This window comes from Colwellia sp. MT41 (assembly GCF_001444365.1).
Classification (GTDB): Bacteria; Pseudomonadota; Gammaproteobacteria; order Enterobacterales; family Alteromonadaceae; genus Colwellia; species Colwellia marinimaniae.
Map to the genome: position 1 here is coordinate 4,010,674 of NZ_CP013145.1, position 13,496 is coordinate 4,024,169.

Annotated in this window: 12 protein-coding genes and 5 tRNA genes; 3 read left to right on the forward strand and 14 right to left on the reverse strand. The window is 39.4% G+C overall.

Features of this window, described 5'->3' with window-relative positions:
• Positions 1–185: 185 nt before the first annotated feature.
• The 4 genes from rplL to rplK all read right to left on the reverse strand — a co-directional run bounded on the left by rplL (position 186) and on the right by rplK (position 2,634).
• A complete protein-coding gene (rplL, locus tag CMT41_RS16970; RefSeq protein WP_057182982.1) occupies positions 186–551 on the reverse strand; it encodes a 50S ribosomal protein L7/L12 in 366 nt (121 codons plus the stop codon).
• 117 nt (positions 552–668) lie between these two features.
• Positions 669–1,163: a 50S ribosomal protein L10 gene (gene rplJ / locus CMT41_RS16975; protein WP_058027931.1), complete on the reverse strand. Its 495-nt coding sequence runs from the start codon at positions 1,161–1,163 to the stop codon at positions 669–671.
• A 340-nt stretch (positions 1,164–1,503) separates the two neighbouring features.
• A complete protein-coding gene (rplA, locus tag CMT41_RS16980; protein ID WP_057182986.1) occupies positions 1,504–2,202 on the reverse strand; it encodes a 50S ribosomal protein L1 in 699 nt (232 codons plus the stop codon).
• Between the two features lie 3 nt (positions 2,203–2,205).
• Positions 2,206–2,634: a 50S ribosomal protein L11 gene (rplK, locus tag CMT41_RS16985; protein ID WP_057182988.1), complete on the reverse strand. Its 429-nt coding sequence runs from the start codon at positions 2,632–2,634 to the stop codon at positions 2,206–2,208.
• A gap of 921 nt (positions 2,635–3,555) precedes the next feature.
• Here rplK and CMT41_RS16990 point away from each other — a divergent pair.
• Positions 3,556–4,383 (forward strand): ion transporter, encoded by an 828-nt coding sequence (locus CMT41_RS16990; RefSeq protein ID WP_058027932.1) that lies wholly within the window; start codon positions 3,556–3,558, stop codon positions 4,381–4,383.
• 141 nt (positions 4,384–4,524) lie between these two features.
• The gene (locus CMT41_RS16995; protein ID WP_058027933.1) at positions 4,525–6,342 is read left to right on the forward strand and encodes a glycoside hydrolase family 9 protein; all 1,818 of its coding nucleotides are present in this window, start codon (positions 4,525–4,527) and stop codon (positions 6,340–6,342) included.
• A 608-nt stretch (positions 6,343–6,950) separates the two neighbouring features.
• Here CMT41_RS16995 and nusG read toward each other — a convergent pair.
• From nusG to CMT41_RS17045, 10 genes are all read right to left on the reverse strand, one after another.
• Positions 6,951–7,571, reverse strand: coding sequence for a transcription termination/antitermination protein NusG (gene nusG, locus CMT41_RS17000; RefSeq protein ID WP_232299985.1), 621 nt, complete (start codon positions 7,569–7,571; stop codon positions 6,951–6,953).
• A 2-nt stretch (positions 7,572–7,573) separates the two neighbouring features.
• Entirely contained in the window at positions 7,574–7,954 is a 381-nt protein-coding gene (secE, locus tag CMT41_RS17005) for a preprotein translocase subunit SecE (protein WP_058027934.1), read from the reverse strand.
• 92 nt (positions 7,955–8,046) lie between these two features.
• Positions 8,047–8,123 (reverse strand) — tRNA-Trp (locus tag CMT41_RS17010).
• A gap of 413 nt (positions 8,124–8,536) precedes the next feature.
• A complete protein-coding gene (gene tuf, locus CMT41_RS17015; protein ID WP_058027935.1) occupies positions 8,537–9,721 on the reverse strand; it encodes an elongation factor Tu in 1,185 nt (394 codons plus the stop codon).
• Positions 9,722–9,797: 76 nt separating this feature from the next.
• Positions 9,798–9,873: transfer RNA gene (locus CMT41_RS17020), tRNA-Thr, on the reverse strand.
• A 16-nt stretch (positions 9,874–9,889) separates the two neighbouring features.
• Positions 9,890–9,964 (reverse strand) — tRNA-Gly (locus tag CMT41_RS17025).
• Positions 9,965–10,041: 77 nt separating this feature from the next.
• A tRNA-Tyr gene (locus CMT41_RS17030) sits at positions 10,042–10,126 on the reverse strand.
• A gap of 60 nt (positions 10,127–10,186) precedes the next feature.
• A tRNA-Thr gene (locus CMT41_RS17035) sits at positions 10,187–10,262 on the reverse strand.
• 339 nt (positions 10,263–10,601) lie between these two features.
• Positions 10,602–11,285 carry a DUF2726 domain-containing protein gene (locus tag CMT41_RS17040; protein ID WP_058027936.1) on the reverse strand — a complete coding sequence of 228 codons (684 nt, stop codon included), beginning with the start codon at positions 11,283–11,285 and terminating at the stop codon, positions 10,602–10,604.
• A 468-nt stretch (positions 11,286–11,753) separates the two neighbouring features.
• Entirely contained in the window at positions 11,754–12,398 is a 645-nt protein-coding gene (locus tag CMT41_RS17045) for a dUTP diphosphatase (RefSeq protein WP_057183003.1), read from the reverse strand.
• Positions 12,399–12,585: 187 nt separating this feature from the next.
• Between CMT41_RS17045 and CMT41_RS17050 the strand changes: the two genes are divergently transcribed.
• A complete protein-coding gene (locus CMT41_RS17050) occupies positions 12,586–13,464 on the forward strand; it encodes a GGDEF domain-containing protein (RefSeq protein WP_058027937.1) in 879 nt (292 codons plus the stop codon).
• The last annotated feature ends 32 nt before the right edge of the window (positions 13,465–13,496 follow it).

Below are 13,496 nucleotides of genomic sequence, written 5' to 3' on the forward strand. Positions count from 1 at the left end.
AGATAGACAGGTTATGCTGTAATATTTACGTCTAAATACTACTAGATGATTTATAACAATCACCTACACGCTAGATAATGCATTGTTTTCGTTAAAAAACATCACTTTTGTTTAGCGCAAAAAGGCCGGTGACGTTTAAATCACCAGCCATGCCTTTTCAGGCAAATAATCTGTTTAAAAACAGATTATTTGATCTCAACAGAAGCACCAGCTTCTTCAAGAATTTTCAAAAGCTCTTCTGCTTCAGCTTTTTCTACGCCTTCTTTAACAACGCCAAGAGATTCAACTAACGTTTTAGCTTCTTTAAGGCCTAGACCTGTAGCACTACGAACGGCTTTGATTACTGCAACTTTCTTCTCACCGAAGCTAGACATAACAACGTCAAATTCAGTTTGTTCTGCAACAGCAGCACCAGCGTCACCGCCAGCAACAACAGTAGCAGCAGCAGCAGATACGCCAAACTTCTCTTCCATTGCTTCGATTAGTGCAACTACGTCCATTACTGACATGTCAGCAACTGCGTTTAAGATATCGTCTTTAGAAATAGACATTTTAAATTTCCTGTTTTTTAATAAACAGCCTTATATAAAAATATAATGTGCTGTTTTGAATAACTATAAATACAAAAAGTGCTTTTTTTTTGCTTACATCAGTAAACAAAAAATAAATTATGCAGCTTCTTGTTCTTTCTGATCGCGAAGTGCAGCAATCGTGCGGACTAACTTGCCTGCAGATGCTTCTTTCATAACGCTCATTAATTGTGCAATTGCTTCGTCGTAAGTTGGTAGCTTAGCTAACATATTTACGTCTACTGTGTTGCCTTCAAATGCAGCTGCTTTTAATTCAAATTTTTCGTTAGTTTTAGCGAAGTCAGTGAATAAACGTGCAGCAGCACCTGGGTGCTCATTAGAGAAAGCGATTAATGAAGGGCCTTTGAATACGTCTTTAACACATTCAAATTCAGTACCTTCTACTGCACGACGTGCTAATGTGTTACGGACAACTTTCATCCATACACCATTCTCACGTGCTTGCTTACGCAATGCAGTAATTGCTTCAACTGGTACACCACGGGCATCCGCGATTACAACTGATTGAGCGCCATTAGCAGCTTCTTGAACTTCAGCAACAATTGCTTTTTTATCATCAAGATTGATAGCCATTGGCTTTAACTCCTGGTTCACCGGCCATATAATATATAAGCACCGGTATTTACAATCCCCAAATACAAATAAATTTGTTTTTGGGCCATTACGGCGAGGACCAGAAAATTTAAGGAAATATCTGGGTAATCACCATCTACGTAGGAAATTAAGTAGCATAAATCTACACCTACGGTCTTGGACGGGGGTTGTCTACTTTAGTCGACAATTAAGCCAAAAAAGTCCACAACTCCTACCAAAATTTAAGGGGCGAAATTATAGAATATAATTTTGCCCTTGTAAAGATTCAATACTCGAAACTTCACTCAATTATATACAGGTAATAATTTACCGGTAAATATTAATCTTGAGAAAGAGTCGATTGGTTGATGACAACGCCAGCACCCATAGTTGTAGAAAGAGATATTTTCTTAAAGTATTGACCTTTAGCATTGGCAGGTTTTGCTTTTTTAAGCGCTTCAAGCAATGCTTCTAAGTTTTCTTGCAAATGTGCAGCATCGAAATCAGCCTTACCAATTGTGGTATGGATGATGCCGTTTTTGTCATTGCGGTAACGGATCTGACCAGACTTGGCTTTTTTAACAGCGCCAGCTACATCAGGAGTTACTGTGCCAACTTTAGGGTTAGGCATTAAACCACGAGGGCCTAAGATTTGACCTAGTTGACCAACAACACGCATTGCGTCAGGAGAAGCAATAACAACGTCGAAGTTCATTTCGCCAGCTTTTACTAGTGCAGCTAAATCTTCCATACCAACAATGTCAGCACCAGCTGCTTTAGCTTTCTCTACGTTTTCGCCTTGGGTAAATACAGCAACACGTACATCACGGCCAGTACCATTTGGTAATACTGTCGCACCACGAACGTTTTGATCTGATTTACGAGCATCTATACCAAGATTTACCGCAACATCTACGCTTTCACGGAAGTTAGCAGTAGCAAATTCCTTTAATAAAGCAACAGCTTCTTTGATATCATATTCTTTTAATACGTCTACTTTTTCACGGATAAGACGAGCGCGTTTTGATAATTTAGTCATTGGTTAGTCCTCTACCACTAAACCCATTGAACGAGCAGAACCCGCAATGGTACGCACTGCAGCTTCCATAGAACCAGCAGTAAGATCAACTTCTTTCATCTTAACAATTTCTTCAAGTTGAGCTGTAGTTACAGTGCCAACTTTTTCAGTGTTAGGACGACCAGAGCCGCTTTTTATGCCCGCTGCTTTTTTCAATAAGTAAGAAGCAGGTGGAGTTTTTGTTTCGAAAGTAAACGAACGGTCATTATATACAGTAATTACTACTGGAACCGGAGCGCCTTTTTCTAAAGAATCTGTTTTCGCGTTGAACGCTTTACAGAATTCCATGATGTTAACACCGTGTTGTCCTAGTGCAGGACCAACTGGTGGTGACGGGTTAGCTGCACCAGCAGCTACTTGTAGCTTGATTAGAGCTTGGACTTTTTTAGCCATTTTAAAATACCTTTAGTTTGGGTAATTAACGCTATTTATTTAACACTAAGTCGGCATCGACCAACTCACATGTAAACTTTAGCTTCCCTGTTTACAAAATTCGCTTTAAAAAATAGTTACTTACATAACATTTCAAAGCGCATTTAGTGCGCGCTAAAAATAAGCGGCAGCGGATTATATATTAAGCAGTAGTACCATTTCAAGTGCTTTATTACTAGACCAGTCAAAATTACTATTTACTTGCCTAGGCTAATGTTAATTTCGCCAAATAATTAAAGTTTTTCAGCCACTTATTTACTAATAGCAACGCTTACTTCAATTCTCCAATTATCCTTATGCGCTACTTCGGTGTCGGCTGGATCCCTCACTTTTTTTACCCTAGCCGACTTAGTTTAAGCGACTCATATCGATATCAACGTTATTAATTAACACAGCATCAATTGCTTGTGCGCAGTAAAGGTAGTGCAGGTTTTACCGATTAGAGGTGTATTTTCACAATATTTTTCGATAAATAATGACAGTAACCGGCAGCTAAAGCTGCGAATAGATTTAATTTTTCAACCGCTAGAAACTTAGATAAACGCTACCCTACTTCAACGCATGAATAGAGGCATGAACACAGGCATAAACAATTGACGAATTAGCATGACTATTATAAAAACGATCTTCAGCCGTTGTTAAATACATAGCGTGACCACCCACCTAAGTGCGCATGCTAAACTTTTTGAGTAAATACTCCATATCACTGGTAAAAAAAGTAATTCATAAGTTAATGTTGAGTGGTATGCATTAGAAAAAGCCCTCAATAATGTTAACATTTAGTCACATTTTTTATTGACCATTAGTGTAGAGTCACCATTTTTACTGCACTTGCATATAACTGCATCTGCCAAAAACATTCTCTATTCGTCGGTAATTACTATGTCATCTCTTAATAGGCAACGGCTTAGCCTAAAAAAATTCGTTGAGAGTAATAATTTTCAACATTTTCTTATTTTCCTTATTCTATTTAATGCCTTTACCCTTGGCCTAGAAACAAGTCAGTTTGGTAAAGCTAATGCCGGTATTCTTCATATCATAGACACAACCATCTTAGTGTTGTTCTCCATAGAGCTGTTGTTAAAACTCATTGTTTATAGAGGTCATTTTTTCCGTTCAGGTTGGAATTGGTTCGACTTTATTATTGTCGCTATTTCCTGGGCACCAACCAGCGGTGCATTATCGGTACTTCGTGCTTTTAGAATATTACGGGTGTTACGTTTACTCTCTGTCGTACCACAAATGCGACGCGTTATTGGCGCTCTAGCCCATTCATTACCGGGTATGGCTTCGGTCGTAGGTGTATTAAGCATCATTTTTTATGTCTCGGCCGTGTTAACGACTAAAATATTTGGTAGTCATAGTGACAGCAATATGCAGGAATGGTTTGGTAGCATTGGCGCTTCGGCATATACCTTGTTTCAGGTAATGACCCTCGAAAGTTGGTCTATGGGCATAGTACGTCCAACTATGGAGTTATTTCCACTTTCCTGGGTGTTTTTTATACCCTTTATTATTGTTACCAGCTTTGCCGTGCTGAACTTATTTATTGGTATTATTGTTGATGCTATGCAAGTCATGCATGAAGAGGAAGGTAAACCAAAAAAAACCATAGCTACTAAAGAGGATATGTTAATACTTGAGGAAAAAATAGATAAGTTAAACCAACTACTACAGCAACAGCATATAGACAATAAGAGACTACTCTAAATATCAAACTGCCTGCAAAAGTATAGTCTTTGCTAAAAATAACAGCAAAAGTACCCGTTACACTAATTAAGCCATTACCAAACATTCGTTATTAGGCTATGGTGAATGCTATAAAAAAAATAACCTTACGGAAATAACACCATGTTTACTCCAGCCTTTTCTCATAGTGGCAAACTTATGCTACTGGCGATGTTAGTGCTAGTCTCTGCTTGTAGTAGTAAACCTCAGCCAAGTAACCCACCAAATTTAGCTAAAGCCAATATTTATATCAACCAAGTAGCTTTCGATGTACAAGCACCCAAGCAAGCGGTGGTTGCTTTACCCATAGGTGAAACAGCAAGTCGCTTCATCGTGTATCAAGCTTCAAACATTATTTTTCAAGGCCAACTGACCGCCCAACCAAGCTTTACTGAATGGGGACAAGGCACACACTATTACCTCGCTGACTTTTCTTCGCTAAAACGCCGAGGTGAATTCCATATTGTGGTCAATACCCAAAAACAACAATTGGCTTCCTCAACATTTATCATCAAACCTAATGCCTATTTTGGCCTAACAGCCAAATCAATCATTAATTACTTTAAAGCTAGTCGTCACACTAACCCGACCGATAAATCAATTCGTATCAATGGTACAGAGCGTTATATTGATGTTTCTGGTGGCTGGGTTGTTTCCGGTAGTGACTCGGGTAAATATTTAAATCACTTTGCTGACTCAAATTATTTAGTTGCACAGCAAGGTGCTATTGTCACATGGGCATTAGCAAAATCGTATGACAGCTTACCTAGACTCTATGACCGAAAAGGTTTAACACTAGAGTTGGCCGAAGAAGTTATGTGGGGCGCTGATTATTTGCATAGAACATTAGCCAGCGCTGGCTATTTTTATACTAATATCTTTGACCAGAAAGGTTTAGCTGATGAACGCTTAGTGACTGGTTATGACACAATCAATGAAAAATACACCAACAACTTCCAAGCTGCCTTTCGGGAAGGCGGTGGCATGGCCATTGCCGCTTTAGTAAGGGCACATGAATTGAGTAATAAAACGGGTGTACAAGGTGAATTTTCTGCTAAGCAATATTTGACTGATGCCGAGCGTGCCTTTGCCCATTTACAAAAGTACAACTTACACTATGTTGATAATGGCAAAGAAAATATTATTGATGATTACACCGCACTTATTGCGGCAACCGAGCTATATCGCCTCACAAAAAAAACTAAATACTTAAAAGCTGCTCGTCTTCGTGCCCGCAACTTAAATAACAGAATGACATCCCAGGGTTGGTTTATCAGTGATGATGACGACAGACCTTTTTACCATGGCGTTGAAGCAGGCTTACCCATTATTGCCTTAGTTGAGTATTTATCCATAGAGCGTAGCCGTAAGCTTAAAAATAAAACTAAGCGTACCATAAAATTATCACTCAATTATCAACTGGCCTTAAACTCTCAGGTCGCCAACCCCTTTAATTTAGCGCGCCAAACATTTAAAACCTATAAAGATGGCCAGTATGCCAAACAACAAGAAGGCTTTTTCATGCCTCATGCCAATGAAACAAATGACTCCTGGCAAGGTGAAAATGCTCGCCTAGCATCCTTAACAGCCGCGGCGATTTGGGGTGGTAAAGTAACACACAGCGATCCCCGTGGCGCTTTTGCTATCAATAGTGAGCTAGCCAATTTTGCCCAAAGCCAAATAGATTGGCTTATGGGTAAGAATCCTTACCAAGTGAGTATGTTATACGGCTTTGGTGTTAATAACCCTCCACACGCTAAAAGCGCGGGTACCATGTTAAACGGTGGTATTTCAAAGGGTATTACTGGCACAACGTTAAACCCAGAAGGTCGCGGCATTACTTGGGCCGAAGGGCCCGATGAAAATAATTGGCGCTGGGTTGAACAAGGGTTACAACATGCTACTTGGTATTTATTAGCCATGACGGCAATGACTGAGTAAGTACAAGGGACTCATCACATTATACGGACTAGGTTTGAAAGCTTAGTGCGTTAATTCCTTATGCTAATCAACCCGTCATCAAAGTAATGAGTCACCTTCGTGCTCTTGGCTAAGTTACCCAGCTATCGCGTTAAGCTTTGAGTCCGTATATGCTTTGTACTGCTAGTAGTAACTTAACCAATTATTTGGCAAAATTTTACAATTAAAGTAAAGCCCTCAAACAAAAAACGCCTGCACAAGGCAAGCGTTTTATATCAAATACTTTTTATATCAAGTAAGGCTAGCTAATTAGCTGCCCTTTTCAACTTGACCTACTTAGCGTATTTAATAACATGCCTATGCACTTGGCTCAGGATCGTCATCCCCGTGGTGTTGTAATCGGGGATCCAGGGTCTAAATAGCAATGGATCTTCGATCAGAGACTTCGAAGATGACGTTTACAAAAAGTTCCTGAGTAAACTACAGAGGCATGTTTAATAAAGAGTTAAATCAACTGGCGTTGAACGACCAAAGATAAGAACTAATACCATTTTATAAATATTTCACCCTATGAAAACAAAAAACGCCTGCACAAGGCAAGCGTTTTTATATCAAGTAAGGCTAGCTAATTAGCTGCCCTTTTCAACTTGACCAAATTCTAAATCAACTGGCGTTGAACGACCAAAGATAAGAACTGATACCTTGATACGGTTTTTCTCGTAATCAAGCTCTTCAACCACACCATTAAAGTCAGCAAATGGTCCGTCAATAACACGAACAACTTCACCAGGCTCAAATAATGTCTTAGGTTTAGGCTTATCTGTTTCTGCAAGGCGCTGTAAAATACGATCTGCTTCTTTTTGGGTAATAGCCGCAGGACGTTCTTTGGTACCACCAATGAAACCAAGAACACGTGGTACGCTTTTAACTAAATGCCAAGATTCATCATCAAGTTCCATTTGAACTAAAACATAGCCAGGGAAGAACTTACGTGAACTTTTACGCTTTTGACCAGCGCGCATTTCTACGATCTCTTCGGTTGGCACTAAAATCTCACCAAACTTATCTTCTAAACCGTGAATGCCAATATGCTCAACCAATGTTTTTTGCACTCGACCTTCATAGCCTGAAAAGGCTTGTACAACATACCAACGTAATTTTGGATTTCTATTTACATGCTGTTCTGCACTCTCTACAGCTGAAATTTCCTCTGGGACATTTTCTTCTTCTGACATATTTTCTTCAGTCATAACTAAACCTGCATACCTGTAACTAAACTAACTAACCAGAATAGAACAGAGTCTAATCCCCAAAGTAGTAATGACATCAATAAAGTCACTACTAAAACAATTCCTGTCGTTTGCACGGCTTCTTGACGTGTTGGCCAAACAACTTTACGTACTTCAGTACGCGCTTCTTTTGCAAATATAGCGGCATTACGACCCTTTTCAGTTTGTAATGCAATTAAGCCAGCAACCCCAACCATTACGACAACGGTAACGGCTCTAATTAACACTGATTCTTCACCGTAAACGTAATTACCTGCAACAGCCCCAGCTAAAAGTAAGAAAATAATCCCCCACTTTAACGTATCGAAAGAACTGCTTGGTTGCTCTTCTGTACTTGCATTCATAATTCTATTCCGTATTTATCTACTTTTTTAATAACACGACTTGCTATCACAAGCCGATAAAATATAGGTAATGTACCTATATCTACACAAAGTGGCAGGGGTGGAGAGACTCGAACTCCCAACCATCGGTTTTGGAGACCGCTGTTCTACCAATTGGAACTACACCCCTACAGATCGCTTATAAAGCATTAGTTACACTTACCGGGTAATCTTAGTTTTTGGGAATTAAGAGATACTCGAGAAGTGAGGCGCCATTATACTCAGCCCAGTGTTTTACTCAAGAAGTATTTGTTATATTGAGTAAGATAAGCAACTTGCTGACCATTGTGTCTGCCAATAATTAGTTAATCTGCGCGAACAAGTTCCCGCCTACGGGGATCCTATCACTGTAGGCGGGAACTTGTTCGCGCTATTTACTATATAACAAGATCAAAAAAGGCCGCGTTAGCGACCTTCTTTAGATATTGATAGATTAATTTGCTGCAAGATGCAGTGTTAGCAAAGTGGAAGTACGCAGTTGACGTGAGTCAATGAGTACTGCCAATGCCGCTAACACCAACTCTAGCGCAAATTAGTTATCAATTAAGCTATAATTTTAGAAACAACACCAGCACCAACAGTACGACCACCTTCACGGATAGCGAAGCGTAAACCTTCATCCATCGCTACTGGGTTGATTAGCTCAACAACAAATTTCAAGTTGTCGCCTGGCATTACCATTTCAACACCTTCAGGAAGCTCTACAGCACCAGTGATATCCGTGGTACGGAAGTAAAACTGTGGACGGTAGCCTTTGAAGAATGGAGTATGACGGCCACCTTCATCTTTGCTTAAGATGTAAACTTCTGATTCGAATTTAGTATGAGGTAAGATTGAACCTGGAGCACAAAGTACTTGGCCACGTTCAACATCTTCACGCTTAAGACCACGAAGAAGAATACCACAGTTCTCGCCAGCACGACCTTCGTCAAGAAGCTTACGGAACATTTCAACACCAGTACAAGTAGATTTTTGTGTATCACGGATACCAACAACTTCTACTTCGTCACCAACTTTAACGATACCACACTCAACACGACCCGTTACTACAGTACCACGGCCTGAGATTGAGAAAACGTCTTCAATTGGCATAATGAATGCAGCATCAATTGCACGTTCTGGCTCTGGAATGTAAGTATCTAAGTGATGAGCAAGCTCAAGTACTTTCTCTACCCATTTTTCTTCGCCGTTCAATGCACCTAAGGCTGAACCTTGAATTACTGGTAAATCATCACCTGGGAAGTCATATTCGCTAAGAAGTTCACGAACTTCCATTTCTACTAGCTCTAATAACTCTTCGTCATCAACCATGTCACATTTGTTCATGAATACGATGATGTAAGGAACACCAACTTGACGAGATAATAAGATGTGCTCACGTGTTTGTGGCATAGGACCATCAGTAGCCGCAACTACTAAGATAGCGCCATCCATTTGTGCAGCACCAGTGATCATGTTTTTGATGTAATCAGCATGGCCTGGACAATCTACGTGGGCATAGTGACGAACTGCTGTATCATATTCGATGTGAGAAGTATTGATAGTAATACCACGTTCACGTTCTTCTGGAGCGTTATCGATTTGAGCAAAATCTTTAACTTCGCCACCGTATTTTTTTGCTAATACCGCAGAGATAGCGGCTGTTAATGTTGTTTTACCGTGATCTACGTGACCGATAGTACCAACGTTAACGTGCGGTTTGGTACGTTCAAATTTTTCTTTAGCCATTTTAAAATACCTCTGGGTATAGAATTAAGTTTAATATTACAATGTTTGAAATATCTGGATAGAATTATCTTAAGAATGGTGCTGATAGGCAGATTCGAACTGCCGACCTCACCCTTACCAAGGGTGTGCTCTACCAACTGAGCCATATCAGCATACATATACAAAGATTGGAGCGGGTGGCGGGAATCGAACCCGCTTCATCAGCTTGGAAGGCTGAGGTAATAGCCAGTATACGACACCCGCTTACTCTATCTGATCATCTCTGTTTTTTGACCTACTCTTATGTTGCAAAATAAGCGCCATAAGCATAAGTCGAAATATGGTGGAGGGAGGTGGATTCGAACCACCGAAGGCTGAGCCGTCAGATTTACAGTCTGATCCCTTTGGCCACTCGGGAACCCCTCCACATTGAGCCGATACCTTTTCACAGGTACCTTATATAAGCAAAGCTTAAATAAGTATTAATGGTGCCGACTGCCGGAATCGAACTGGCGACCTACTGATTACAAGTCAGTTGCTCTACCAACTGAGCTAAGTCGGCACTACATTAAGTGGTGCGAATTCTAGTGTAATGTTTTGCCCCTTGCAATAGCTAAATTGAAATATTTTGCACTTTTTAGCTGTTTATTGTTTGTTTGTTGATTTTTTATTCAAGGAGAGCTTATTTTATCCGCTCAACGGTATATTACCGCGAGCTAAAGTACAAAACGACATTATATTATGTCGGCATATAATGTCGGATCACTGTATTTTATCCTACGGTTACTCTATTAAGTTATTTCAAGTTCAGATTCATTACTATATTCTTAGCGATATATCATAATGCTAAGCAAAATAAAAAATGTATAACTAAAAATGTATAACTAAAAAGTACCAAAGCTTAATGCGATAATGACGTTGCTGGCATAGCGCCTAATTGTCCTGCCGACATTTGCGGTAACACAGGTGATTTTTGCTCACCTTGTGCTTTAGCCGCCGCTGAAGTTACAGCACCTACTGACTTATTTCTTGCTCTTATCATAGGAGCAGGAATGATACGCCCTTTTATTTTTGGCTGAGGGGCAAAGTTAGCCGCTGATTTACCAAACAAGCGGGTATGAATACATGTTCTAATTTCTTCTAGGGTGTAATTCGCTTTTACTTTAATACGAAGATGTGGAATTGAAGCCGCGGCTAAACTACCACTGACAAACCAATCTTTCTTTATTTTATAACCTCGTCCTTGGGTATCCACTAAATCGATGGCACCCAGTAGCTTCATGGTACTGCGTTCACAAATGACAAAGTCTAAGTATTTTGCTTCAGCACTTTTAGCCGCACTTTGGCTAGCACGACTTGAGACACCATTACGAATAGTTACCACATCACTTAATTTCACTCGGTTTAATACCCGGTATTTTGTCCCTAGGGCTTGCTCAACTAAGTTTTGAAAGTTCTTTTCTGCTGGGGTAAATATTGCTTTTTTACTATCAAAAGGAAAAGGAAAGCTATTATCATTTAAACGACTAGCTAACACAGCAACAATAACCACTAAGGTAATCAAGGTAAATAATATCAATTCCATATACTTCTCCGGGATTCAAATTCTTGACGCTTTTCCTGATTCCACCGGATAAACGCACTACTTAAGCAGAATTAAGCAGAATGTGTGCCAAAGTTAAAGATATTATTAGAGGTTGTTCGGGGACGGTTTATTGGCGTGTTGTTGCAGAGCTAGGTGCAGCATAAAATTACTGCACCTATACCCGTGTTACTTCAAAATGCAGGATTCAGCTGGAATTAGAAACGTCTTTAGGCCAGGCATTGATTGAAGATAATAGTTGTTCTATTGTCGAAATCAATAACGCTGCATAAAACGTTTCTAAACCAGCCCTACGGGGATGTATGAGCAAATCATGCTCTTCCTTGTATCTGTTTTTAAGGGAATAACCCTTAATAAAAAGATACGCCTTGATCATGAATCGCTCAGACATCCTGAAACGCGCATTTTGAGGTATCACGGGTATATATATAGGTGGATATAGCGAATTACTTAAGCGGGATATTTTTCTTCTAACGCTTTATATAACTGCTGTTGAAAATCATCGGCGCCAGCATCTAAAGTACTAACAAGTTTAGCTAACACCTCATTGTCTTCTTCACCGTGCCATTCTTTAATATAACTACCTTCTTTATAGCCGTGATCTTGACGGAAAAAGTTTAGTGTGTTTTTGCCGACATATTGTTTAAATAGCTCATCTAAGTCCATATTCATTAAGGACATGCAGTCAGCAAGGGCCTTAGCATCAAAGGTTTTATCGGTCACTGCTGCTGATGCTAAGTTTTCAAGTACAACTTTAAAGTCACTTTCGCCTGTGCCTTGATGTAATTCTTTCGCCAGATCGCGAGCAATAAACTCGGCGCTATCGTTGGACATCAAACGTAAACTTAATCCAAAATGAAAGATATCGACCAGCTCTAATTGCACTTGAGCGATATCAATTTCTTGGTGTTTCCACCACTTCCAACCATGATGATCTAACATCTCGGCACATTCCACCCAAATAGCACGATACCACTCGTAGCCATTTTCACGCCAGGTGTCACTAACACGACTGTTCATCGCATCTTGCATGGTTAGCATTTGACTAATTTGCTTCTCAGCTTTAGAAAGTGCGTTTGATAGTTGTTCGCTCATGTTTTTCTCAAATAATAAATGTCAGGTGCTTATTTTGCCGCAGCTAAAAGCTTGTGACAAGTTTTTGCTCTTTGTTTTGCTTAAAGAGTAACTTTATGACTATATTAATGAGGTAAAAGTAAATTTCACCGACTGCTATTTTGTGGTACTTACACCAAAATAGCAGCCGGAAGAAATAGGAGGATTTATGAAGTATTTAGAGAAAGACTTACTATTAAACTCCGTCATTAATTTAATTGATGATTTGATTTTCTATAAAGATAAAGACTTCAAATATATTGGCTGCAATACCGCCTTTCTCCACTTTATCAATATATCAGCTGATAAGTTAATCGGTAAAAATGATTTCGAAATATTTGATCATGACCTCGCTAGTCTATTTAGGCATCACGATAAACTCATGTTAGCCGAAGGTAAAATAAGAACTAATGAAGAGTGGGTTACTTATCCTGATGGCAGTAGGGTTTACCTATTAACAAAAAAAATACCCTTCGAGTATGCTACTAACCATATTGGTATTTTAGGTATAAGCAGAGACATCACCTCATTAGAAGAAGCGCATCAACAATTAAAAGCGCAAACTTTACTCGATGAACTCACCAAGGTTAAAAATAGAAAAGCCTACAATTTAAAGATAAAAGCATTGCTGGCGGGTTTTGAGCGCTATCAAACGCCCTTTGCTATTATAAGCATCGATATAGATGATTTCAAAAAAATCAATGATAATTTTGGCCATGATATTGGCGATAAAGTATTACAAAGCTTCAGTGCGCTTATTGAAAATCATATTCGACAAACGGATCACCTATTTAGAGTCGGAGGTGAGGAATTTGTTATTTTATCGGAATCCAAAACAAAAATTGATACAATAAAATTAGCTGAAAAACTTCGTCAAACCGTGGCAAGTAAAACCTTAATGCCAGGTATTAACATCACCATTAGTTTAGGTATTTGTGCCGTAATAAAAGGTGACTGCGCAAACTCCATCGCTAAACGGGTAGACTCTCTACTTTATCAAGCAAAAACAAATGGTAAAAACAACATCGTTTTTAAGCCGGTAGAGTAAATATTAAGATAAACACCCGCTAATTAATCAAT